Below are 24,059 nucleotides of genomic sequence, written 5' to 3' on the forward strand. Positions count from 1 at the left end.
AAAACTCATGTCTGCAACCGGAGAAGTCCTGACTCCTCAGGGATATATCTCCCACCACCTGACCCACCTTCAAGTCGGGTCCGGGTTCTGGACGGTCAATATCGACTCAATGATATTTTCCGTCGTGCTAGGCGCCCTGTTTATCCTGTTGTTCCGCAAAGTAGCCGTTAACGCTACCAGCGGTGTGCCGGGTAAGCTGCAGTGCTTTGTGGAGATGCTGGTCGAGTTTGTGAATGGTAACGTCAAAGACATCTTTCACGGTCGCAACAAGGTCATCGCACCTTTGGGGTTGACCGTGTTTGTGTGGATCTTCCTGATGAACTTCATGGATCTGATCCCCGTTGACTTTATCCCTCACGCTGCACAATTGATGGGTATTCCCTATCTGCGTGTGGTTCCCTCTGCTGACGTTAACATCACCATGTCCATGGCTTTGGGCGTGTTCTTCTTGATCCTGTACTACAGCATCAAGGTCAAGGGTATCGGCGGGTTTGTGAAGGAGCTGACGCTTCAGCCTTTCAACCACCCGGCGGCCATCCCGGTTAACCTCATCCTGGAAACTGTTACGCTGATTTCCAAACCTGTTTCTCTGGGTCTTCGACTGTTCGGCAACATGTATGCTGGCGAACTGATCTTTATCCTGATTGCGGGTTTGTTACCCTGGTGGTCACAGTGGATCCTGTCCGTGCCTTGGGCAATTTTCCACATCCTGATCATCACTTTGCAGGCATTCATTTTCATGGTTCTGACCATCGTCTATCTGTCGATGGCGCAAGAAGACCATAATTGATGCAACTCAAATAATCCTTTTTATACAATCAATTACATCTAAATAACTGGAGATCCTCATGGAAAACTTGAACATGGACCTGCTGTACATCGCTGCTGCAATGATGATGGGTCTGGCTGCTATCGGCGCTTCCATCGGTATCGGTATCCTGGGTGGCAAGTTCCTGGAAGGTGCTGCTCGTCAACCGGATCTGATCCCTGTTCTGCGTACCCAGTTCTTCATCGTAATGGGTCTGGTGGATGCGATCCCGATGATCGCCGTTGGTCTGGGTCTGTACGTGATGTTTGCGGTTGCTGGCTAAGTCGTTACGACTCTCCAGGCATAACCCATTAACTAACTTAAGAGGACATCGGCTGTGAATATCAATGCCACCCTCCTCGGCCAAGCAATTGCTTTTTTCTTCTTCGTAGTGTTTTGCATGAAGTACGTATGGCCGCCGCTGATTGCTGCCATCGAAGCCCGTCAGAAAGCTATTGCTGACGGTCTCTCTTCTGCCGAACGTGCCAAGAAAGATCTGGATTTGGCCAAGGCCAACGCCACCGATCAGCTGAAAGAAGCCAAGCTGCAGGCTGCTGAAATCATTGAACAGGCTAACAAACGTAAAGCCCAGATCATTGATGAAGCCGCCGCTGGTGCCCAATCCGAGCGGGAAAAAATCCTGGCTCAGGGCCGTGCCGAGATCGAAGCTGAACGTCATCGTGCCAAAGAAGAACTGCGTAAGCAGGTTGCTGCTCTTGCCATTGCTGGTGCAGAGAAGATCCTGGCGCGTCAAATCGACCAGGCTGCCAACAGCGACATCGTCGACAAACTGGTAGCAGAACTGTAACGGGAACGGGGCTATGTCTGAACTGACTACAATCGCTCGCCCCTACGCCAAGGCTGCTTTCGAGTTTGCCGTTGAGCACAAGGCGGTTGACCAGTGGCTGGGTATGCTCGGTTTCGCTGCGCAAGTAGCGGAAAACGAGACCATGCACAACCTGGTAAACGGCTCTGTGGCTGCCGAAGAGCTGGCAAATCTATTTGTCGGTATCTGTGGTGAGCAACTCGACGAGCATGGCCAGAACCTGATCCGGGTGATGGCCGAGAATGGTCGCTTGGGTGTGCTGCCGGCGGTCGTTGCTGAATTTGTAGCGTTCAAAGCTGAACTGGATAAAGAGGTTCAGGCTGACGTGATTTCGGCGATCGAACTGACCGACCAGCAGAAAGCCAATATTCAGGCTTCTCTGGAACAACGTCTCGCGCGCAAAGTGAAGCTGAATTGCAGCATCGATGCGTCCTTGATGGCCGGGGTGCTCATCAAGGCCGGTGATCTGGTAATCGACGGCACAGTCCGCGGTAAGCTGGATCGCATGGCTGACGCGCTGCAATCTTGATTGGGGTATTAGAGCATGCAACTGAATTCCACTGAAATCGCCGAGCTGATCAAGCAGCGCATTGCGCAGTTTGATGTAAAAAGCGAAGCGCGTAACGAAGGTACTATCGTCTCTGTGAGCGACGGTATCATTCGTATTCACGGCCTGGCCGATGCCATGCAGGGTGAGATGATCGAGCTGCCGGGCAACCGCTACGCTCTGGCATTGAACCTGGAGCGTGACTCCGTCGGTGCGGTGATTATGGGTTCCTATGACGGTCTGTCAGAAGGAATGAAAGTAAAAGGTACTGGCCGTATTCTGGAAGTGCCGGTAGGTCGTGGTCTGTTGGGCCGGGTGCTGAACACCCTGGGTCAGCCGATCGACGGTAAAGGTCCGATCGACAACGACGGCTTCTCGCCGATCGAAGTGATCGCACCGGGCGTTATCGAGCGTAAGTCTGTTGACCAGCCGGTCCAGACCGGTCTGAAAGCCATCGATGCCATGATCCCTATCGGTCGTGGCCAGCGTGAGCTGATCATCGGTGACCGTCAGGTTGGTAAGACCGCCATCGCGATCGACACCATCATCAACCAGAAAGATTCCGGCATTAAGTGTGTCTACGTTGCGATTGGCCAGAAGGCCTCCACCATCGCCAACGTGGTGCGCAAGCTGGAAGAGCACGGTGCCCTGGCCAACACCATCGTGGTCGTTGCCTCTGCCTCCGAAGCGGCTGCCCTGCAGTACCTGGCTCCGTATGCCGGTTGCTCCATGGGTGAGTACTTCCGTGACCGCGGTGAAGACGCGCTGATCATCTATGATGACCTGTCCAAACAGGCCGTAGCTTATCGCCAGATCTCCCTGCTGCTGCGCCGTCCGCCAGGACGTGAAGCTTACCCGGGTGACGTTTTCTATCTGCACTCCCGTCTGCTGGAGCGTGCTGCTCGCGTTAACGCCGAGTACGTAGAGAAGTTCACCAATGGTGCCGTGAAAGGCCAGACCGGTTCTCTGACCGCGCTGCCAATCATTGAAACCCAGGCGGGTGACGTTTCTGCGTTCGTTCCGACCAACGTGATCTCCATCACCGATGGTCAGATCTTCCTGACTTCACAGCTGTTCAACTCCGGTATTCGTCCGGCGGTTGACCCGGGTATCTCCGTATCCCGTGTAGGTGGTGCTGCCCAGACCAAGATCGTCAAGAAGCTGTCCGGTGGTATCCGTACCGCACTGGCCCAGTATCGCGAACTGGCGGCATTCGCCCAGTTCTCTTCCGATCTGGACGATGCGACTCGCAAGCAGCTGGATCACGGTGTGAAAGTGACCGAGCTGATGAAGCAGAAGCAGTACTCTCCGCTGAGCGTGGCTCACCAGTCTCTGGTGCTGTTCGCCGCCGAGAAAGGCTATCTCTCCGATGTCGAGCTGAACAAGATCGTCGACTTCGAAGCCGCTCTGCTCTCTTACGCCAATACCCAGCATGCTGAGCTGATGGCTGAAATCAATGCCAAGGCCGATTACAACGACGCGATCGTTGGCAAGCTGACTGCGTTGCTGGATGACTTCAAGGCAACCCAGACCTGGTAAGCGTGTGTGGCAGCGCAAGCTGCCACCTGATGGAGAGTAAGAGATGGCCGGCGCAAAAGAGATACGTAACAAGATCGGGAGTGTGAAAAACACTCAGAAGATCACCGGCGCTATGGAAATGGTGGCAGCAAGCAAAATGCGCCGTGCGCAGGAACGCATGTCTGCCAGCCGTCCGTACGCTGAAACCATGCGCAAGGTGATCGGCCATATCGCTCAGGGGAACTTGGAATACAAGCACCCCTACCTCATCGAACGTGAGGTCAAGCGAGTGGGTTACATCGTCGTCTCCACCGACCGTGGCCTGTGTGGCGGTTTGAACATCAACCTGTTCAAGGCTGCCCTCAATGATATGAAGCAATGGAGCGCGAAAGGTGCCAAGGTTGACCTGGCACTGATCGGTAACAAGGCCTCCAACTTCTTTGAACGGCACGGCGCCAAGGTGAAAGCTCACGTCGCAGGACTGGGCGATAACCCGAGCGTCAATGACCTGATTGGTTCAGTCAAGGTCATGCTGAAGGCTTACGACAACGGTGAGATTGACAAGCTGTATCTGGTGTACAACAAGTTCGTCAACACCATGGTGCAGCAACCACGGGTCGATCAACTGCTGCCTTTGCCCGTAACTGAAGACAGCAAGCTCGCCAAGAAACACCACTGGGATTACCTCTATGAGCCGGATCCCAAGCAACTGCTGGATACCCTGCTGATTCGCTATGTCGAGTCCCAGGTGTACCAGGGGGTAGTGGAAAACTTGGCAAGTGAACAGGCAGCCCGAATGGTTGCCATGCAAGCCGCGACTGACAACGCCGGTAACCTGATTAACGATCTGCAACTGGTATACAACAAGGCCCGTCAGGCCAGTATTACCCAGGAGCTGACAGAGATCGTATCCGGTGCTGCTGCGGTGTAAGGCAAGGGTTATCAAAGGTTTAGAGGATTTGACATGAGTAACGGTTTCATCGTCCAAATCATCGGCGCTGTGGTGGACATCGAGTTCCCGCAGGATGCCGTGCCCCAGGTGTACGATGCACTGAAGGTCGTTAGCGAAGGTCAAGGCCAGGGTCTGGTGCTGGAAGTTCAGCAACAGATCGGTGGCGGCGTCGTTCGTTGCATCACCATGGGCTCCTCCGACGGTCTGCGTCGTGGGTTGGAAGTAGTGAATAGCGGTAAATCCATCCAGGTTCCGGTCGGTACTGCGACTCTGGGTCGGATCATGAACGTACTGGGTGAGCCAATCGACGAAAAAGGTCCGATCGGTGAAGAAGAGTGCTGGTCTATCCACCGCGCTGCCCCTAGCTACGAAGATCAGTCCAACAGCAACGATCTGCTGGAGACCGGCATCAAGGTTATCGACCTGGTATGCCCGTTCGCCAAGGGTGGTAAGGTTGGTCTGTTCGGTGGTGCCGGTGTAGGCAAAACCGTAAACATGATGGAGCTGATCCGTAACATCGCGATCGAACACAGTGGTTACTCTGTATTCGCCGGTGTAGGTGAGCGTACCCGTGAGGGTAACGACTTCTACCACGAGATGATGGAGTCCAACGTACTGGACAAAGTATCTCTGGTTTACGGTCAGATGAACGAGCCGCCCGGAAACCGTCTGCGCGTTGCGCTGACCGGCCTGACCATGGCCGAGAAGTTCCGTGACGAAGGTCGTGACGTGCTGTTCTTCGTGGACAACATCTACCGTTACACCCTGGCCGGTACTGAAGTATCCGCACTGCTGGGCCGTATGCCCTCCGCAGTAGGTTACCAGCCGACCCTGGCCGAGGAGATGGGTGTTCTGCAAGAACGTATCACCTCCACCAAGACCGGTTCCATCACCTCCGTACAGGCCGTTTACGTGCCTGCGGATGACTTGACTGACCCGTCTCCGGCGACCACCTTCGCCCACCTGGATGCGACCGTTGTACTGTCCCGTCAAATCGCGGCACTGGGTATCTACCCGGCCGTTGACCCGCTGGACTCTACCTCTCGTCAGCTGGATCCGCTGGTGGTTGGCAAAGAGCACTACGAGACCGCTCGTGGCGTTCAGACCGTACTGCAGCGCTACAAAGAGCTGAAAGACATCATCGCCATCCTGGGTATGGATGAACTGTCAGAAGAAGACAAACTGACCGTAGCCCGTGCCCGTAAGATCGAGCGTTTCCTGTCCCAGCCGTTCTTCGTAGCAGAAGTGTTTACCGGTTCTCCGGGTAAATACGTGCCGCTGAAAGAGACCATCCGTGGTTTCCAGGGCATCCTGAAAGGCGAGTATGACGATCTGCCCGAGCAGGCGTTCTACATGGTTGGCGGTATCGACGAAGTCGTCGAGAAATCCAAGAAACTGTAAGCCTCGACAGGAGGGCCCATGGCAGAGATGATCTCCTTTCACCTGGACGTGGTGAGCGCCGAAGGAAAACTGTTTTCCGGTCGCGTGCAAACTGCTCAGGTATCAGGCTCCGAAGGTGAGTTGGGTCTCCGCCACGGTCATGCTCCGTTGCTGACTGCCATCAAGCCGGGCCTGGTCCGCTTGGTGAAGCAGAACGGAACTGAAGAGGTGCTGTACATCTCCGGCGGCATGCTGGAAGTACAACCTGAATCCGTGACCGTGCTGGCGGACACCGCGATTCGTGCTGACGACTTGGATGAGGCGAAAGCCCAGGAAGCCAAGCGCGCAGCCGAAGAGCGGATCCACAGCTCCCATGGTGATATCGACTACGCCCAGGCCGCTACCGAGCTGGCCAAGGCGATGGCTCAACTGCGAGTCATCGATATCGTCAAAAAGAATTACCGCTAATAACGGTGATGTAAAAAGCGACCTTCGGGTCGCTTTTTTTTTACCCGTTCGATAGACTCCGCCGAGTATTTCCACACAAGTTCAAGGTCGAAGTCATGTCTCTCAACGTCGTGATCCTGGCGGCGGGTAAAGGTACCCGCATGCGTTCCGTTCTGCCCAAGGTGCTGCACCCGGTAGCCAACAAGCCCATGGTTTCCCATGTGATCGATACCGCCCGTCAGGTTGGTGCCGAGCAGCTGCATCTGGTCTATGGCCACGGTGCCGAGCTGCTGAAAGAGCGGATCGTCGCTGCCGATGTGAACTGGGTGCTGCAGGCGCAGCAGTTGGGGACCGGTCACGCCGTTGCCCAGGCCATCCCGTTCTGGAAGGATGAAGACGACGTGCTGGTGCTGTACGGCGATACCCCGCTGATCCAGCCAGAGACCCTGCAACGACTGCTGGCTGCCAAGGCAAGCGATGGCATGGCACTGCTGACCGTGGTGCTGGACAACCCCACCGGCTATGGCCGCATCGTCCGTGAAAATGGTCAGGTGGTCGGTATCGTCGAACAGAAAGATGCCAACGCCGAGCAGCTGACCATTCGTGAAGTGAACACCGGCGTGCTGGTGGCCAACGGCGGCCAGCTGCGCAGCTGGCTCTCCCGTCTGGACAACAAGAATGCCCAGGGCGAATTCTACCTGACCGACGTGATCGCCATGGCGCACGGCGATGGCTGCCCGATCGCGGCGGTCCATCCGGAGCGTGCCGCCGAGGTGGAAGGGGCCAACAACCGGGTCCAGCTGGCTGCCCTTGAGCGCAGCTACCAGCAGATGCAGGCCGAGAAGCTGATGATCGCCGGTGTCACCCTGATCGACCCGGCCCGCTTCGATCTGCGCGGAACCCTCGAGATCGGTGAAGAGGTGGTGATCGACGTCAACGTCATCATCGAAGGCAAGGTAACCCTTGGCAACCACGTCCGTATCGGTGCCGGTGCCGTGCTGAAGGATTGCGTCATTGGCGATCACACCGAAGTGAAGCCCTACTCCATCGTCGAAGGGGCTCAGGTGGCGGATCAGTGCTCGGTCGGCCCGTTTGCCCGTCTGCGTCCGGGCGCGGTGCTGGAGCAGGATGCCCACGTCGGCAACTTCGTCGAGATGAAGAAGGCCCGTCTGGGGGTTGGTTCCAAGTGTGGTCACCTCACCTATCTGGGGGATGCCGAGGTGGGTGCCAAGGTGAATATCGGTGCCGGTACCATCACCTGCAACTACGACGGCGTGAACAAGTTCCAGACCATCATCGAGGATGATGTGTTCGTCGGTTCCGATACCCAGCTGGTGGCGCCGGTGCGTATCGGCAAGGGGGCAACTCTGGGGGCGGGTTCCACCATCACCAAGGATGTGGCCGAGAACGAGCTGGTGATCACCCGGGTGCCCCAGCGTCACATCCAGAACTGGGCTCGCCCGGTCAAGAAGAAGTGATGCCCGATCAATAAAATAGAACCGGCGCCTGATGGCGCCGGTTTTTTTTGGACTTATCACTGATGGTTGGTGTCACCGGTCGATGGCTGGGGGGCCGCCCATGTGGTGGTGGGGGCGCTGTAGTCCATCACCTGATACCAGTCCAGCTTGCGGGTCAGCGTCATGATTAGTGCCAGAGTGGCAAACAGCAGTAGGGCACCGAGCAGCAAGGCGATCTCTTCGGCCTGCAGCAGGCTGTAGAGGATGGCATAGACCAGCCCGAGCAGTGCTGCGAAACCTATCCCCTGCTTCGGGCCGCCCAGTACATGGCTCAGATAGAAGCCGTTGAGCAGCACGCTGGCCAGTGCGGCCACCAGATAGGCCCAGCCAAAACCGAGGTGTTCAGTCAGCGCCAGCAGCACCAGATAGAAGATGGCCAGCCCCATGCCCACCAGTGCGTACTGGATCGGGTGGACCCGCAGCCCCTTGAGCAGCTCGAACATGAAGAAGCTGATAAAGGTGAGGCCGATAAACAGCAGGGCATATTTGGCCGCCCGCTCGTTGAGCTGATAGTGATCCACCGGCTGCACCAGACTGACGCTAAAGCTGGAGAGATGACTATCGCCCCCGTTCATCATCCGGTTGAAGCGGGTCTCCATGTCGCTGGCGAACCAGCTGGTTTGCCAGTTGGCCTCAAACCCTTGCGGGCTCAGGGTACGACTGCCCGGCAGAAAGTCGCCGATAAAGTTGGGATGGGGCCAGTTGCCTGCCAGCAGCAGAGTGCTCTCCTTGCCCAGCGGCACTATGTCGAGGGCGTTCATCCCCTGCAGATTGAGCTCCAGATGGAAGGTGCCATCCTGTTGCGGCAGGCTGTCGAGCGGGGCATGGATACCCGCCAGCGCGTCACCGAGGCGGGCGCCGGGGGCAAACTGGATCCGCTGTGTACCGAGTTGCAGTTCGGGGACGCTGTTGATACCGCGGGCATCGGAGAGCACCAGGCTCAGGTAGGGTTTGCCCGCCACCAGCTCGGCCGTTTCATCAAGCGGTGAGGTCGCGTCATTCAGCAGACCCTGTCGGGTTGGCAAGCGGCCGGAGAGGGTGAGCCGGGTCTGATAGACCTGCGCCTGATAGATGCCCAGCTTGCGCGGGGTGACCTCCATGTTGGCCTTGATATCCAGCTGCTCCGGCAGCAGGTAGCGGTAGATCTGCTCCTGACGGACGAAGCGCTTGCCCTCCTGTTCGACCGTCATCGAGCGGGTATAGGGCTGCACCAGGATGGGCCCCATCAGTCGCTGCGGGCCGCTGCTGCTGGCCATGATGCTGTGAATGGCCTGACTGCGGTAAACCTGACGCTCCCGGTTCAGTTCCATGATGGATTGCACCGGCACCATCAATAGCAGGCTGAGCAACAGCAGCAGAAAGATCTTGTGGGTGAATATCTGTTTGACCATGACACGTCTCCTTGTTGGATGGAGCGAGTCTGTCTGCCCGACGTGAAGGGGGGATGGGCTTGTGTGAAGTGGTGGTGAAGAAGGATAAAAACAGGATAAATAATTGATCGTGCCGGTCCCTTCTGTCGATTCTGGTGCCACGCTGGAGATGTGTATTCAGGAGATTGCCATGAAATACCTCACAGTTACCTTGATCTCATTGCTTGCCTTCCCTGCGTTGTCTGCCGGAGATATATGGACCTATCGAACGGCAGCGCAGCAGGACTCTGCCCCCAAGTATTTCCAGCGTGAGCAAGGCGGAGAGGTTGTCGGGCTCTGTGTTGATATTTTTCGAGCAATAGAAGAGGTCGATCCGGCTATTCGCATCCTCGGAGACCAGGATATGCAGCCACTGGCGCGGATCGAACGCAGTGTCCTGTTTGGCAAGCTGGATATCTTCTGTGGTCTGGGTGATAACTCCCAGCGCAGGGAGTATTACCATTTTCTGCAACCCCCCGTCTTTTCAGTCAATTACCACCTGGCTGTTCGTATTGATGATCCTGTAGTGATTCAAACCTGGGATGATGTACGCAAACTCGGTGATAAGGGCATCATTCTGGTGAATCACGGCAGCGGGGCTATTGCTCGGCTCCATGTGCTTGGCGGACTCTACGTAGATGATGGTGGTCTGACTACGTCAGCCAATCTGGGAAAGTTGATTTCAGGCCGCGGGCGCTTCCTCTATTACCGCATCCCGGGATTCCAGTCCGAGATCAATAGAAAGGGAGCAGAGCAACAGGTTCGGATTCTGCCAGCGGTCTTCGAGACCCAACCCTTCTACCTGCTGGTGCGCAAGAATATGGACAGCGAGAGAATAAAGCGCCTGGAGAGCGCGTTACAACAGCTCGCTGACAGCGGGGTTATGGCCCGGATCGAACAGAAGTATCGCTGATAACCGCTTCGCCCCATCACTTGCCGGACCCCGGTTTGGCAATCCTGCGGGCAGGCGTGATCCGCCATCTTTTGCTCGCAGGGGTTACCATCCGCTCAAAGATGTTTCAGTTTCCCTGGCAGGGCAGCCAGCACCTCTTCTTTCGCCTTAAGGGAGGCGAACTGCTTGCCGGGCTTTTGCACTACGGTATGGACGAAGATCAGCTGCTTGCCCGGTTTGCTGGCCCAGCCGACGAACCAGCCGATCTGCTGATCGCGGTTGAGGCTGCCATCCAGCTTCTTCGGGTAGCCCATGCCGGTCTTGCCGTGGATCTGCCAGCCGTCGATCTCGCTCACCTTGAGGATATTGGCGGTGTGCTGCAGGGTTTGCGCCGAGACCGGCAGCTTGCCGCTCACCATCTTGCCGAGGAAGCGGGCCTGTTCTTCCGGGCTGATGGCGAGGCTGGAGCTGAGCCAGGCCTGGGTCAGACCGTCATGCTTGCCCGGATTGCCGGAGAGGTCCCGGTTACCGTAGTCGAAGCGGTCCACATACTGCTGGAAGCGCGCCATCCCCAGCCATTCGGTGATCTGCTGGGAGAACCAGACCACCGAGTAGGTTTCCCAGCGGCGCGGGGTAGTGGTTTCGCGCCAGGCGGGCAGCCAGTCGTCGTAACCCGGTTTGAAGGGCAGTGCCGGATGCTCTTCATCCACCAGAAAACCGCTGTCGTAACCCATCAGCGCCAGCGGGATCTTGAAGGTGGACGCGGGCGGCAGCTGGCTGGAGCAATCCCCTTCGCTGGAGAGGGTCTGGCCGTTGCCGTCAGCATAGAGAAAACAGCCGCTGGCGGCGGAGGCGGGCGGGGCTGCGAGCAGACCGGCAGCCAGCAGGCTGGAGAGAAGCAGGCGGGACATAGCATTTCCTTGAGCAAATGGATGAGGCTAATCAATAAGATAAGGCGGCAGTTTAACGCCGCTTTGTGTGGTGAATGTGAAGTGGCGGGGAGGTGACTAGGCGAACGGCAGCCAGAGTTCCGCCAGCACACCACCTTCTGGCTGGTTACTCAGGGTCAGACGGCCACCATGCTGGTGGGCCACCTCATGGGCGAAGCTGAGCCCCAGACCGCTGCTCTTGCCCTTGTCCGGCCGTGGCAGGGAGTAGAAGCGCTCGAAGATGCGTGGCAGGGCGTAGTCGGGAATGCCGGGGCCGCTGTCGGTGACCCGAAAACAGTAGCCATCCTCCTGCAGGATACCGCTCAGGGTTACTTGCCCGTTGGCGGGAGAGAAGTCGATAGCGTTATCCAGCAGGTTGCCGATGGCCTGCTCCACCAGCAGTGGATCCCACTTCTGTTTCGGCGCGCTGGCCAGTTCGGCCACCAACTCGACCTGACGGCGCTGGGCGATGATCTGGCGAGCATCGAGGGTGCGCTTGCCCAGTTTTACCGGTTCCACCGACTGGCGATCCAGCCCCTGCCCCGATTCCAGTCGTGCCAATTGCAGCATTCGCTCGATCAGCTGTTGCATGCGGGCGGTTTCCAGATTGATGTTGCCGATAAACCGTTTGGCCACCTCGGGGGGCGGCGTTTCGGCCAAAATCTCCCCTGCCCCGCGAATGGCGGCCAGCGGGCTCTTCAGCTCGTGGGTCAGGCTGTGGACGTAGTCCTCGATGTAGCTCTTGCCATCGAGCTGGTGGCGCATGGTCTCCAGCGAGCGGCCGAGCCGATCCAGTTCGACGGTGTGCAGCCGTGGCAGCGGTGCCGGCTCCCCCTTGCTGACCGAGTCGGCGTAGTGCACCAGCTTGCCGATGGCGAGGTTGAGCCACCACACCAGCAGGCTGCCGATCAGCAGCGAGATGAGCAGCATCTGGCCGCCGGCCCGCAGCAGCTCCTGTTCCCCGCGCTCGATTGCTGGCATCAGGGTGCGATTGGGTTTGGCGACGGTGAGGGAGCCGATGATCTCGGCCCCTTCCCGCAGTGGCGCCGCCACATACATGGTCGAACTGGCTGCATCGTCGGGATCGGTGCGGGTGCTGCGGGCGCCATACTGGCCGCGCAGGGTGCGGTAGACATCGTTCCAGCGGGAATAGTCCTTGCCCAGATCTGTGCCGTCGGAGTCGTAAATCACCATGCCCTGCCGGTCAGTGACATAGATGCGGTACTCCGCCTGCTGTTTGAGGTGGCCGTCGATCATTGCATTGATGGGATTCTGGTTGAGGCGGGCGAAGGCGCTGGCCAACCGCCCGTTCATCATATTGCCCTCTTGCAGATCATCCAGCGCCAGCGGCGCCAGCAGCTGGGTCATGTCCACCAGGGTATCCTCGGTGGCGCTGCGCACCCCGGGTTTGATCTCCTCGACGAAGATCTCCAGCACGAACCAGGCGGCCAGCGCGAAGATCAGCAGCAGGCCGCACAGCAGTTGCAGCCCGAGTCTCATGCCAGCTCCAGGCTGTAGCCCAACCCGCGGTGGGTGAGGATCAGGTTGGCCTCGGGATCATGCTCGCGCAGCTTGGCGCGGATGGTCTTGATATGGGTATCGACGGTGCGATCCAGACTCTCCTCGGCATCCTGCCACACCAGATCCATCAGCTGCTGGCGCGAGTAGACCCGCCCCGGCGCCAGCATCAGGGTCTTGAGCAGCAGATATTCGTAGCGGGTGAGGGCCAGCGGTTGGCCGCGAAAATGGATGCGGGCCCGCTCCTCATCCAGCACCAGCAGGGCGCTGGGTTGGGGGGCGACGGGTTGGCTGCGGCGCAGGATGACCCTCACCCGGGCGCACACTTCCCGGGGCGAGAAGGGTTTGGCCACATAGTCGTCGGCACCGATCTCCAGCCCGATCAGCCGGTCTATCTCCTCGCTGCGGGCGGTGAGGAACATCAGGGGTATATCGGTCAGCGCCCTCACCTGCTTGCAGAGCTCGAAGCCGCTGATGTCGGGCAACCCCACATCGAGGATCAGGAAGTCGGGTCGCGTCTGTTCCAGTCGTGTCAGCAACTGTTGGCCCAGCATGAACCACTCCACCTCGAACCCGTCGGTCTGCAGGGCGTAAATCAGGGTGTCGGCGATGCTGGCCTCATCCTCCACCAGCCAGATGACTCTCTTTTGCATGGCATCCTCGTCGCAAATTGGCCCCCCATTCTGGCATCGAACCAAATCGGATCCTATTTGCTGTTTTATTTTTCCGAAAAAGAGGCTAACATTTCGATGTTCTTTCGAATCGAAACTTAAAAATGACCAAACGTAATACTCAACAACGCCGCCACACCATAGTGACCCTGGTACAAGAGCAGGGTGAAGTGAGTGTCGATGCCCTCGCCAAACACTTTTCTACCTCCGAAGTGACCATCCGTAAAGATCTGGCCGTGCTGGAGACCGGCGGTCTGCTGCTGCGCCGTTACGGTGGTGCCGTCCCCTTGCCGAGCGAGATGGTGGTCGAGGTCAACCCCGAACAAGTTTCGAACCGAAAGTTAGCCATTGCCCGTGCGGCGGCCGAGCGGCTGCGTGATCACAACCGCGTCATCATCGACAGCGGCAGCACCACCAGCGCCATGATCCCCATGCTGGGCAACAAGCGCGGCCTCATCGTGATGACCAACTCCCTCAACGTGGCCGGTGCCCTGCGGGAGCTGGAGAACGAACCAACTCTGCTGATGACCGGTGGCACCTGGGACCCTCACTCCGAATCCTTTCAGGGTCAGGTGGCGGAACAGGTGCTGCGCTCCTACGACTTCGACCAGCTCTTTATCGGTGCCGATGGCATCGACCCGGAGCGTGGCACCACCACCTTCAACGAGCTGGTGGGCTTGTCGCGGGTCATGGCCGAGGTGTCGCGGGAGGTCATTGTGATGGTCGAGTCGGAAAAGATCGGCCGCAAGATCCCCAATCTCGAACTGCCCTGGTCGAGCATCCATACCCTGGTGACCGACGAGGGGCTGGCCAGCGAGGCCAGAGAACAGATTCAAGCCCAGGGGGTGACGCTTATCTGCGCCCCCGTCAGTCACTGACAGTCAGCCTGCTGACCTCGAGCTCTGAACCATCCAACTGATTTTTTTTTACGATTTGCATCTCAAGGAGAAGTGTATGTGTGGCATCGTCGGGGCTGTTGCCCAACGTGATGTGGCTGAAATTCTGGTAGAAGGCCTGCGTCGTCTGGAGTACCGCGGTTATGACTCCGCCGGTGTGGCCGTGTTCAGCGCCAACCAGCCGCTGCAGCGGGTGCGCCGTCTGGGCAAGGTGGCCGAGCTGGCCAAGGCGCTCGATGAGCAGTCCGTCCATGGTGGTACCGGCATCGCCCATACCCGCTGGGCCACCCACGGCGAGCCTTCCGAGCGCAACGCCCACCCCCACGTCTCCGAGCATATCGTGGTGGTGCACAACGGCATCATCGAGAACCACGAAGAGCTGCGGGAAGAGTTGAAGGCGCTGGGCTATGTGTTCAGCTCCGACACCGACACCGAGGTGATTGCCCATCTGGTCCATCACGAGCTGAAGAGCGCCCCCAGCCTGCTGGTCGCCATGCAGATTGCGGTGAAGCAGCTGCGCGGTGCCTACGGTACCGTGGTGATGGACAGCCGCGACGACAGCCGCGTGGTGGTTGCCCGCTCCGGTTCGCCGCTGGTGATCGGCCGTGGTATCGGCGAGAACTTCATCGCCTCCGATCAGATGGCGCTGCTGCCGGTGACCCGCCGTTTCATCTTCCTGGAAGAGGGTGATGTGGCTGAGGTGACCCGCCGCGACGTACACATCTTCGATACCAACGGCAACGCCGTGGTGCGCGAGGAGCAGGAGTCCGAACTCTCCCATGATGCCGGTGACAAGGGCGAATACCGCCACTACATGCTCAAAGAGATCTACGAGCAGCCCAAAGCCATCACCAACACCCTGGAAGGGCGTCTGGGCAGCGATCACGTGGTGGTCGAATCCTTCGGCAACGGTGCCCGCGCCATCTTCGACAAGGTCGAACACGTGCAGATCGTCGCCTGTGGCACCTCCTACAACTCCGGCATGGTGGCCCGCTACTGGTTCGAAGAGATCGCTGGCGTCTCCTGCGATGTGGAGATCGCCTCCGAGTTCCGCTATCGCAAATCGGTGGTGCGCCCCAACAGCCTGCTGGTGACCCTCTCCCAGAGTGGCGAGACCGCCGATACCCTGGCGGCGCTGCGTCTGGCCAAGGAGTCCGGCTACATGAGCTCGCTGGCTATCTGCAACGTGCCGGGCTCTTCGCTGGTGCGTGAATCGGATCTGGCTTTCATGACCCGTGCCGGTGCCGAAATTGGCGTGGCCTCCACCAAGGCGTTCACCACCCAGCTGGCTGGTCTGCTGATGCTGGTGGCCTCGGTCGGTCACTGCCGTGGCAACCTGAGCGCTACCGCCGAGGCCGAACTGGTCAAGGCACTGCAAGCCCTGCCGCTGCGCATTAAAGAGAGCCTGGCGCTGGCCAAGGATATCGAAATCCTGGCCGAAGAGTTTGCTGACAAGCAGCACAGCCTGTTCCTCGGCCGTGGCAGCCAGTACCCCATCGCCATGGAAGGGGCTCTCAAGCTCAAAGAGATCTCCTACATCCACGCCGAAGCCTATGCTGCTGGTGAACTGAAGCACGGCCCGCTGGCGCTGATCGATGCCGAGATGCCCATCATTGTGGTGGCACCGAACAACGATCTGCTGGAGAAACTCAAGTCCAACGTGGAAGAGGTGCGTGCCCGTGGCGGTATCCTCTACGTGTTCGCCGATGCCGATACCGGCTTCAAGAGCGACGAGACCATGCGGGTCATGAACCTCAACCATGTGGAAGAGGTGATCGCTCCCATCGTCTATACCGTGCCGCTGCAGCTGCTCTCCTATCACGTTGCCCTCATCAAGGGCACCGATGTGGACCAGCCGCGCAACCTGGCAAAATCGGTGACCGTTGAGTAAGTCACTCTCTGATAAGTCACTTTCTTGTGGGATGAAAATAAAGTTTCATCCCTACAAATAAAGTATCATCCTTGAAAATAGAGTTTCACCCTAAGCCAACGTGCGCTATGTTGATGGTATCAACTAGGACGTTGGCTTTGTTATGGCTGGAACATTCAAGGGCCTGACTCAGGCTCAGATTGATAGAAGGCTGAAGGAGGGGCGCGGTCAAGGCCGGGGATCTGACTACAAGCCGTTCATTTACACTAGGGATGTCTCTTCTTTGGGGCGTTCTCACCGCTTATTCGGCAATAAATGCCGACGTATGCACCATCTCCTCTCCGACTTAGAACTCGCCGTCTTCCTCACTCTGGATTGGTCTCCGAAGGTCATCGATATCCGGGAGCAATTTCCCCTTCGGGTCGAGGACACTGTCCGCCTTGCTGAAACGTATGGTCTTTCCCACAGCAAGTTTCAGGGAGTCCCGCAGGTCCTTAGTTCCGACTTTCTGGTGGACTTCGAGGATCCCACACACCCGGCTATGGCGCTCCAAGCAAAATACAGCGCAGACCTCGAGAGACCTGAAGTCATCGAGCGCCTAGAGCTCGAAAGGCGTTACTGGGAAGAGAAAGAGACCTCCTGGGCCATTGTCACCGAGAGGGAGATCTCCCGGACGGCATTTGCCAACATCCAGTGGCTCTACCCCGCCCAGGCCGAGGAAGATATTGTCCTCAGCGACCTCGAACGCTACTACAGCTTGTTCCTGTACGAGTTCCAACGCCATCCTGAGCAGACGCTGACGAGCATTGTTCAGAGCCTAGATGTGGCTTACGAGCTTGAACCAGGGCAGGCACTCTATTGGTTGCGTCAGTTGCTTGCTCGCCACTATTTTCTCTTCGATATCAACAAGCTCTACAGAGAGCTCAAGCTGGGTGATCTATCCGTAAATCCCCATCAAGAACAACAGGAGATACGCCATGTTCCCGGTTAACTTGGTGCTCCAGATGGGTGAGTTACGCAGACGTTTGCTCTGGTGCGACACAGAGCTGGTCATCTGGATCGATATTGACTCGAGCTTGGCATTTCCAGAATCGGCTTCAGTCGCAGAGCTGGAGGGGTTGCTTATAGCCGGGGAGCTGAAACGCATAGATGACCCTTTTCTGGATGTGACTCTTCGGGAGGTTGAGGCGGGGTCAAGTGACCAGCAAAAGCGCGATTCGGCCTGGGAGATGCTGGCAGAGACAGTTCGTGACACCGGCCTGTTTGAGCGCCGAGCCAGAGGGGAAATCGTTAAAGGCATAATGGAGCGCCACGGTGTTACCAAGCAGACGGTGTACCGGCTTCTCAGGCGCTACTGGCAACGGGGCATGTGCAAGAATGCCCTGCTGCCGGATTACGCCAACTCGGGAGGCCGTGGTAAGCGACGCAAACCGGACCAGGCCAAACTGGGGCGGCCTAGGATGGTCAGAGATGGGCGGGGAAGCAACATTACTCCCGAAATGGAGCGTATTTTCAGGCGCGTCATAGAAGAGCGCCTGCTCAAGGAAAAACATCCGTCGATTCCCGACGTCTACGCTGCCAGCCTGAGCCTGCTCGGTACTATGTTTCCCGACTTGCCGACACATGATCTGCCGACGGTGGAGCAGTTTCGTTACTTCTACAAGCGCGAGTACCACTTTACTGAAATTTTGGCTCGCCAGGCATCCGCAGTGGATTTCGCCAAGGATATCCGGCCGATCAGGGGAACGTCGACGACAGAGGCTCTGGGGCCTGGTTACCGCTACCAGGTCGACGCCACCATTGCTGATATCTACCTGATATCGGATCATGATCGCAGCCTGATCGTAGGCAGACCCGTTGTTTACATAGTGAACGATGTGTTTAGCCGGATGGTGACGGGCATGTACATCGGGTTCGAGGGGCCATCCTGGATCAGCGCCATGGTGGCCCTGGCTAATACCACTGCCGACAAGGTGGAATATTGCCGCCAGTATGGTGTGGAGATTGACGTTGGAGATTGGCCTGTGCAGGGCTTGCCCGATGTGGTGCTGGCGGACAAAGGTGAGCTGAACGGCACCAAGGTCGAGGTGTTCGCCGAATCCTTCGGAGTTCGTATTGAAAATGCACCAGCCAGGCGTGGGGATGCCAAGGGTATTGTCGAGCGCCAATTCAGGACGGTACAGGAACGTTTTAAGCCCTACGTTAGCGGCGTGGTCGAAGGTCACATCAGCCGCAAGCGCGGTGGCCATGACTACAGACTCGACGCCAGTCTGACATTACCGGAATTCACCAAATGCATCATCGCAAGTGTCCTCTGGCACAACAACTTCCACGTCCTGAGTAAATACGACAGGACTGCCGGTATGCCCGGTGACCTGCCCGCTATACCTGCCAGGTTGTGGCATTGGGGGCTGGGTAACCTGACGGGCCGGTTGCGGGTTGCACCCCAGGACCTGGTTCGCATCAACCTGCTGCCCCATGATCAGGCCACAGTTTCGGAACTGGGTATAAGGCTATTTGGTTGCTTCTATACCTGTCAGGAGGCTCTGAAGTCCGGCTGGTTCCACCGGGGACAAGGCCATAGACCCGAAAAGGTGATGGTGGCCTACGACCCACGCAGTGCAGAGCACATCTACATTCGTCCCTCCAACAACCTCAAAGAGTACTGGATTTGTGATCTCGCCGATCGCAGCAGACGCTTCCGGGGGATGACCTTCTGGGACGTCTGGCTGCTGTCCAAGGAGGAGCGCAGAAGTGATGCCAACGCTGCCATGGAGGGGATGAAGGAGAGGGGCAGGCTACTCGAGAAGATCGAGGCCATCGCCGCTTTGGCGGAGAATGCCAGTCCCATCAAAACCGGCATGTCCAAGAAGGATTTGGGAACCCAGATTCGCGAGAACAAGCAGGATGAAAAGCGCCATGAGCGTCGCCAAGGGGCCTTCAGACCAGCGAGAGAGCAGTCAGGCAAGCCCGCCGATGTGGTCCCGCTGAGGGGTGAGAAACCAGAGGACTATGCCTATCCGGATCTGGGCGACCTTATCTTCGGGGAGGGGGACAATGACTGACGAGATCCGCAGCGGCGCCATCCCCTTGGCCCAATATCTGGAGCAGCAACTACCAGAATATCAGGACAATCCGCTTATCAGCGCCTTGCCCCCCATACCCGACCTGCAAGAGGTGGTTACCCAACTTCAGGCTGTGCCCAGCTTCGATCCTCAGGAGGCATTCCTTGACGGGCGGCTCAGGGCCCACGCCATTGCCCGCCTGTTGCATGGTTTCTTTCAGCCTCTGACCCACCACCTTGAGTTGGAAGCCAAGATCAGCCTGATGATCCGCCAGGGTTACATCGGTCGGAACCCTGCCAATGGTGCCTGGTATTCCCATCTACAAAACGGTTACCGCCGCGTGGAGGAAGAGGATTTAGAGGCTGCGGTCTACCGGAGCGTTTCTTCGACGGCCAGCAGTCTGTCGCTGTTCGGCTGCTCTGGCTGCGGCAAGACCCGCACCCTAGAGCGGATCCTGAGTATGTACCCCCAGGCCCTCCATCATCACGACTACAACATCACCCAGCTGACCTACCTGAAAGTTGACTGCCCCATTGATGGCGATCTGGACGAGCTTTGCCTGAGCTTTTTCAACCAAGTGGACAGGGTTCTGGGAACTCATTACAGCCGCAGTCATGGTCGTAAGAAACTGGGTACCAAGCGCCTGCTGGCCAGTATGTGTCAGATCGCCAATCTTCATGCTCTTGGAGTACTGATCATCGATGAGGTTCAGAACCTCAACGAGGCCCGGTCTGGCGGGGCCGAGAAGATGCACAATTTCTTCGTATCCTTGGTCAACACCATAGGAGTGCCCATCATTCAGGTGGGCACACACAGGGCCAGCAAGTTCTTCCAGCGCACATTCAGGGCTGCTCGACGTATCTCCGGCTTGGGCAGCATCCGCTGGGACAGGTTGCCAAGAGACGAGCACTGGAAACGGCTCTTGAAACGGCTTTGGAAATATCAGTGGGTGCGGGAGGCCTCTCCCCTGGACGATGAGCTTGAGGCGACCATGTACGAGCTCACCCAGGGGGTCATGGATATCGTCATCAAGTTGTTTGCACTGGCGCAGATCCGGGCCATAGTGACGGGTGCTGAATGTATCAAACCAATGTTGCTGCGCAAAGTCTACGAGGATGAGTTCAAGCCGGTCCATCCCATGCTGGCAGCATTACGGAGCAACAGGCCGGAACTCATCGCCAAATACGACGATCTTCTGATGCCAGAGATAGAAGGCAAGCTGCTCTCCCTTACACAGTCGTTGGACAGAATTACAGAATCCAAGCCACTGGCCCCACCGGTTGATGACAGGGCTAAAAAGCTGGCTGCCTTGCTCGAGGGAATGGAGATCCCCAAGGATATTGCCATTCCCATGGCGGACAAGCTGCTGGCCGAGTATCCCGAGATCCCCTTGGCCGTCTTGATCCACAAGGCGACATCCTACCTAGTTCAGGACAAACCCAAAGCTTCTGGATTTTCCAGAGTGAAGCGGACGGAATGGAGTCAGTTACCTCAAGACGACCTGCGGCGACGCTATGCCAACGGACAAGAGGGCGAGGTTTACGGCAGGTTCAAAGAGGCTGGCCTGGTGTTCGAGCTGCAGGTGTTGCTGGGCAAGGCAAGCTGACATGTATTTCCCCAGACTTTATCCAGACGAACTCCTCTACAGCGCCGTAGCCCGCTGTCGGGTTCATTTGGGTGTGGATAGCCATAAGAGCCTATTGAGGGAGCTGTTTGGCGATACCAAAGTAGCGGCGATTACCGACCTGCCCAGCCATTTGGAAAGCCTAGCGAGCAACACCGGCTTGGACACCGGTGATCTGGTGGTCAACCACACCCTCTTCCCGCTTTATTCGCCTTTCATCCCGCAGGAGCGCCGGCAAAGACTTCTCCAGGCCATGCTGGCTCCAAACATGCCCGTAGTTATAGGCCTAGCTGGTGCCTCCACAGCATTGGTCAAATGGCCCGAGTGGTTGCGTTATTGCCCGCCCTGTATAGAGGAAATGGTGGCAAAATTCGGGGAGCCTTATTGGCTGCGAAGTTGGCAGGTTCAGGGTGTGGACGTCTGCTCGGCCCATGGTTGCGCGCTTGTAGATTCGCCCATCCCATTCAGGCGGGCACAGAGACACGAATTCCATGCTGCCTCCTCCCTGTTTCTGCACCCTAGCTCCACTGTCCAGCCCTGTGGGAAAAATGCCGTTAGGCTAGGGGACGCATTAACGCAGCTCCTGGCCTTCAGGGGAGCAAGCCCCTCTGGTTACGAGGTGTGGACCAACTTTTACCGGCATCTGGCTGCTGAGTGTGGAGCCATGAAGGGCCAGCAAATCAAGACCTGGATCATATGGGAAAGGCTCCTTGAGCTTTATCCGAGGGACTGGCTTGCAGCCAATGGCCTATGGGCTACTGAACCGCCGTCTTGGCTCCAATCCATGTTCAGGAAGCACCGCAAGGCATTTGGCTGCCTGCAACACCTCATTGTTTGGACAAGTCTGAGGTCTAGGCAAAGCGTCGATGAAATTATGGCTGACGTAATGGTCTGCTCGGCTGAAATTGCTCCCCATCCATCTATGCCACAGCTACCTGCCGATGCTGGCGTGAGGAAAAAGTATCGATCTCAGTGGCTTGCTGCCCTGAATACATATGGCGGAGCTAAGGCTGCCAGAAGTGCAGGCTTCCAAGCTGTTTATGCTTGGATCTACAGGCATGACAGGGTGTGGCTGCTGAATGTCGACAAGACCAAGCACGCTCGGCAGGGTAACAACAGCTGCATCAATTGGGCAGCCAGAGATAGAAAGTTGGTGCGACTCTTGGTGAGAATAGGGGAACGCGCTGAAGCGGATCTAAGCCTGCCACGCAAGAGCCGTAGCTGGTTCCTACGCCAGCTTCCTCATCGAGCATCCGTCGAGCGCCACCTGGATGAACTATCCCTCTGTCGCGCTTATCTGGATCGATATGCCGAGTCTGTTGGGGAGTACCAGATCCGTCGTTTGACCAATGCCATGATCGAAGATGCTATGGCAAACAAGCATTCAAGAGGCTGGCAACTGGCACGACGCTGCGGATTGCAGAAAGGGAAGATCACCCCCCTGGCAGCCTCATTCATCGCAAGCATAGGAGGATTGGATTGAGTCGTATTTTGTTCCGCCAGATCCCTAAAGATGCCAAGTTGCTGGCCGTAGGTAATTTTTTCAGAGCTAATTCATCAGGATCATCGTGGCATTTAGCGTCGATTTTCAGTCAAAAAAACGAGATGGAGCAACGTCAGTTTGGCTTGGAGATGAGCTGTATTTTGGGCATTGGCCGCGAGTTTGTCGCAGAAGATGACGTCCCTTATCGCTCGCATGGCTTCCAGAAAAGACTCAAGCTACCACCGATAGCTGAATGGCGCGAAAAGCTGCTGGGCGAATGTCCCCGCCTGTCCAGAAGGCTTGCCCGCAATCCTGAGGTGGCTAGCCAACGATGCTTCGTGTTTGAGGCGGATGGCCTCACCGTCTGGCTCCCCAAGTTTGAGCTGGCTCGCAAGCTCTTCTTCCATGCCGGTTTCCTGGCCCGGTCAGCCTTTGAACCCAGTGGCTTGGACATGATCTTCTCGGTGCAGAGGGATCAGGACGCCATCCATATCCACACCCCAGCTAAGACAGGGGCTCCGGCCCGTCTGCTCCAGATGGAATCGTATCGTGATCTCTTCAGCTGGCTGCTGCTAAGTGATGGTGTTAAGCAGTCTTTCGAATCTATATGGCGATGCCTCAATCAGGAGCAGCGTTCATCTGGCGGACGATATACACGCTGGCAGTTCAACTTTGAGCCACCGGCCACCATTTCAGGTGTCAGCATGGATGTTCTTGGGCCCTTAGATTGGGACAGTAAAGAAATGCTGGTCTGGGAGATTAAGACTCTACTAGGGCTTGAGTTGAACTGTTTTCAACCTATAGCGTTCCATCACCCAGCACTCAAACTCTCAGTTAGTGGAGAGGGGAGAGGAACCAGAAATCCAAGTTCATCTAACGATGACATCATATTGGATGGTGAGGAGGATACGGATGAGGACAAGGATCGCCAACTGTTGGACCTGCCGATGGAAGGGCTATCCTTCCGTGGTCAGCGGCATACGCGGGCCATCTACCAAGGACAGAGAGCAAGCCGTTTTGGTCAGAAGCTGGAAGGTGAAGAGCTTCCGGGCGACGGTATTTTTCTCGGATTGTGCGGCGACGTAACCGGAGGAGAGATCCCCCCGGCAGAACTACAGCAACTTGAAGGGCAACAGGAAGAGCAGCAGGTGACGGAAGAGTTGCCCAACCGGTTTGAGTTACTCAAAGGAATCATCAAGCAGATAGCCAATGAGCCAGATATCGATTTGCTGGAACTTGAGGTGAAGCCTTTACCTCAAGTCCTCCGTCGTAGCTATCACCAGATGGATGATGGTTCACCGCGTGGCTATTTGAAGGCCAACTTCAGGTTGAAAAATGGGCTAGAAAAGTACCTTCTGGAGGTGGACACCAGCGATAACAAGAAGCACTTGTCTACACGTATCGTCAGGATGAAGCCGGGAGTGAATCCATCCCAGGCAATCGTGCAAATATTGAAAGACACTGTGCAGGGCTCACTGCGATGGCCGATGAGCATCGGAGTGTACTGTGACACGAATGAGGCGATACATCATCCCAAGGATGGCGATGACATTCGCCAAAAGAGCTGGAAACAGCGTCTGTCATTATGTTTGAGGCTTGAATGAACACTGGTGAAGTGAATGTGCAAGTCAATAAAAATTCTTTAAAAACAACACGTTATTTCTTAACTCTCTATGTTTAATAATTGTGATGCAGCATATTGAGCAT

Annotated in this window: 21 protein-coding genes; 17 read left to right on the top strand and 4 right to left on the bottom strand. The window is 57.1% G+C overall.

All coding sequences use genetic code 11. The features are described 5' to 3' along the window. The first annotated feature begins 7 nt into the window (after positions 1 to 7). The 9 genes from atpB (at position 8) to glmU (ending at position 7,956) form a co-directional block, all read left to right on the top strand. Entirely contained in the window at positions 8 to 790 is a 783-nt protein-coding gene (gene atpB / locus OKC27_RS04205) for a F0F1 ATP synthase subunit A (RefSeq protein ID WP_042063276.1), read from the top strand. A gap of 58 nt (positions 791 to 848) precedes the next feature. Beyond that, positions 849 to 1,091 carry a F0F1 ATP synthase subunit C gene (atpE, locus tag OKC27_RS04210; protein WP_005307205.1) on the top strand — a complete coding sequence of 81 codons (243 nt, stop codon included), beginning with the start codon at positions 849 to 851 and terminating at the stop codon, positions 1,089 to 1,091. A gap of 54 nt (positions 1,092 to 1,145) precedes the next feature. Further along, positions 1,146 to 1,616 carry a F0F1 ATP synthase subunit B gene (atpF, locus tag OKC27_RS04215; RefSeq protein WP_005339336.1) on the top strand — a complete coding sequence of 157 codons (471 nt, stop codon included), beginning with the start codon at positions 1,146 to 1,148 and terminating at the stop codon, positions 1,614 to 1,616. 13 nt (positions 1,617 to 1,629) lie between these two features. Continuing rightward, complete coding sequence (atpH, locus tag OKC27_RS04220) at positions 1,630 to 2,163, top strand: F0F1 ATP synthase subunit delta (RefSeq protein WP_005342351.1); 534 nt, start codon at positions 1,630 to 1,632, stop codon at positions 2,161 to 2,163. Positions 2,164 to 2,178: 15 nt separating this feature from the next. Then, the gene (atpA, locus tag OKC27_RS04225; protein ID WP_033138551.1) at positions 2,179 to 3,720 is read left to right on the top strand and encodes a F0F1 ATP synthase subunit alpha; all 1,542 of its coding nucleotides are present in this window, start codon (positions 2,179 to 2,181) and stop codon (positions 3,718 to 3,720) included. A gap of 43 nt (positions 3,721 to 3,763) precedes the next feature. Continuing rightward, positions 3,764 to 4,630 (top strand): F0F1 ATP synthase subunit gamma, encoded by an 867-nt coding sequence (atpG, locus tag OKC27_RS04230; protein ID WP_042656889.1) that lies wholly within the window; start codon positions 3,764 to 3,766, stop codon positions 4,628 to 4,630. Between the two features lie 33 nt (positions 4,631 to 4,663). Beyond that, positions 4,664 to 6,052 (top strand): F0F1 ATP synthase subunit beta, encoded by a 1,389-nt coding sequence (atpD, locus tag OKC27_RS04235; protein WP_005342353.1) that lies wholly within the window; start codon positions 4,664 to 4,666, stop codon positions 6,050 to 6,052. Positions 6,053 to 6,070: 18 nt separating this feature from the next. Beyond that, positions 6,071 to 6,499 carry a F0F1 ATP synthase subunit epsilon gene (locus tag OKC27_RS04240; protein WP_005342354.1) on the top strand — a complete coding sequence of 143 codons (429 nt, stop codon included), beginning with the start codon at positions 6,071 to 6,073 and terminating at the stop codon, positions 6,497 to 6,499. A 95-nt stretch (positions 6,500 to 6,594) separates the two neighbouring features. Then, complete coding sequence (glmU, locus tag OKC27_RS04245; RefSeq protein WP_182938570.1) at positions 6,595 to 7,956, top strand: bifunctional UDP-N-acetylglucosamine diphosphorylase/glucosamine-1-phosphate N-acetyltransferase GlmU; 1,362 nt, start codon at positions 6,595 to 6,597, stop codon at positions 7,954 to 7,956. 56 nt (positions 7,957 to 8,012) lie between these two features. Here glmU and creD read toward each other — a convergent pair whose 3' ends face one another. Next, complete coding sequence (gene creD, locus OKC27_RS04250) at positions 8,013 to 9,386, bottom strand: cell envelope integrity protein CreD (RefSeq protein WP_182938569.1); 1,374 nt, start codon at positions 9,384 to 9,386, stop codon at positions 8,013 to 8,015. A 109-nt stretch (positions 9,387 to 9,495) separates the two neighbouring features. Between creD and OKC27_RS04255 the strand changes: the two genes are divergently transcribed. Then, positions 9,496 to 10,317: a substrate-binding periplasmic protein gene (locus OKC27_RS04255; protein ID WP_332107295.1), complete on the top strand. Its 822-nt coding sequence runs from the start codon at positions 9,496 to 9,498 to the stop codon at positions 10,315 to 10,317. Between the two features lie 95 nt (positions 10,318 to 10,412). Here the strand turns inward: OKC27_RS04255 and blaOXA are convergent, their stop codons facing one another. The 3 genes from blaOXA to blrA all read right to left on the bottom strand — a co-directional run bounded on the left by blaOXA (position 10,413) and on the right by blrA (position 13,396). Continuing rightward, entirely contained in the window at positions 10,413 to 11,207 is a 795-nt protein-coding gene (gene blaOXA, locus OKC27_RS04260) for an OXA-12 family class D beta-lactamase (protein ID WP_182938568.1), read from the bottom strand. A gap of 96 nt (positions 11,208 to 11,303) precedes the next feature. Beyond that, positions 11,304 to 12,725: a beta-lactam sensor histidine kinase BlrB gene (blrB, locus tag OKC27_RS04265; protein WP_182938567.1), complete on the bottom strand. Its 1,422-nt coding sequence runs from the start codon at positions 12,723 to 12,725 to the stop codon at positions 11,304 to 11,306. Next, a complete protein-coding gene (gene blrA / locus OKC27_RS04270) occupies positions 12,722 to 13,396 on the bottom strand; it encodes a beta-lactam response regulator transcription factor BlrA (RefSeq protein ID WP_013724228.1) in 675 nt (224 codons plus the stop codon). The genes blrB and blrA overlap by 4 nt, the downstream gene beginning before the upstream one ends. A 122-nt stretch (positions 13,397 to 13,518) precedes the next feature. Here blrA and OKC27_RS04275 point away from each other — a divergent pair, with 122 nt between their 5' ends. From OKC27_RS04275 to OKC27_RS04305, 7 genes are all read left to right on the top strand, one after another. Then, a complete protein-coding gene (locus tag OKC27_RS04275; protein WP_042063267.1) occupies positions 13,519 to 14,292 on the top strand; it encodes a DeoR/GlpR family DNA-binding transcription regulator in 774 nt (257 codons plus the stop codon). 76 nt (positions 14,293 to 14,368) lie between these two features. Beyond that, entirely contained in the window at positions 14,369 to 16,201 is a 1,833-nt protein-coding gene (gene glmS, locus OKC27_RS04280) for a glutamine--fructose-6-phosphate transaminase (isomerizing) (protein WP_182938566.1), read from the top strand. A 304-nt stretch (positions 16,202 to 16,505) separates the two neighbouring features. Continuing rightward, the gene (locus tag OKC27_RS04285; RefSeq protein ID WP_232093593.1) at positions 16,506 to 17,171 is read left to right on the top strand and encodes a TnsA endonuclease C-terminal domain-containing protein; all 666 of its coding nucleotides are present in this window, start codon (positions 16,506 to 16,508) and stop codon (positions 17,169 to 17,171) included. Beyond that, positions 17,158 to 19,245, top strand: coding sequence for a Mu transposase C-terminal domain-containing protein (locus OKC27_RS04290; protein WP_232093592.1), 2,088 nt, complete (start codon positions 17,158 to 17,160; stop codon positions 19,243 to 19,245). The genes OKC27_RS04285 and OKC27_RS04290 overlap by 14 nt, the downstream gene beginning before the upstream one ends. Then, positions 19,238 to 20,851, top strand: a complete 1,614-nt coding sequence (locus OKC27_RS04295) for an ATP-binding protein (protein WP_182938564.1) — start codon at positions 19,238 to 19,240, stop codon at positions 20,849 to 20,851. Before OKC27_RS04290 ends, OKC27_RS04295 begins: the two co-directional genes overlap by 8 nt. A 1-nt stretch (position 20,852) precedes the next feature. Beyond that, positions 20,853 to 22,352 (top strand): TnsD family Tn7-like transposition protein, encoded by a 1,500-nt coding sequence (locus OKC27_RS04300; RefSeq protein ID WP_182938563.1) that lies wholly within the window; start codon positions 20,853 to 20,855, stop codon positions 22,350 to 22,352. Then, positions 22,349 to 23,956 carry a Tn7-like element transposition protein TnsE gene (locus OKC27_RS04305; RefSeq protein WP_182938562.1) on the top strand — a complete coding sequence of 536 codons (1,608 nt, stop codon included), beginning with the start codon at positions 22,349 to 22,351 and terminating at the stop codon, positions 23,954 to 23,956. Before OKC27_RS04300 ends, OKC27_RS04305 begins: the two co-directional genes overlap by 4 nt. The last annotated feature ends 103 nt before the right edge of the window (positions 23,957 to 24,059 follow it).

Source organism: Aeromonas sp. QDB62, from assembly GCF_027705695.1.
Taxonomy (GTDB): Bacteria; Pseudomonadota; Gammaproteobacteria; order Enterobacterales; family Aeromonadaceae; genus Aeromonas; species Aeromonas allosaccharophila.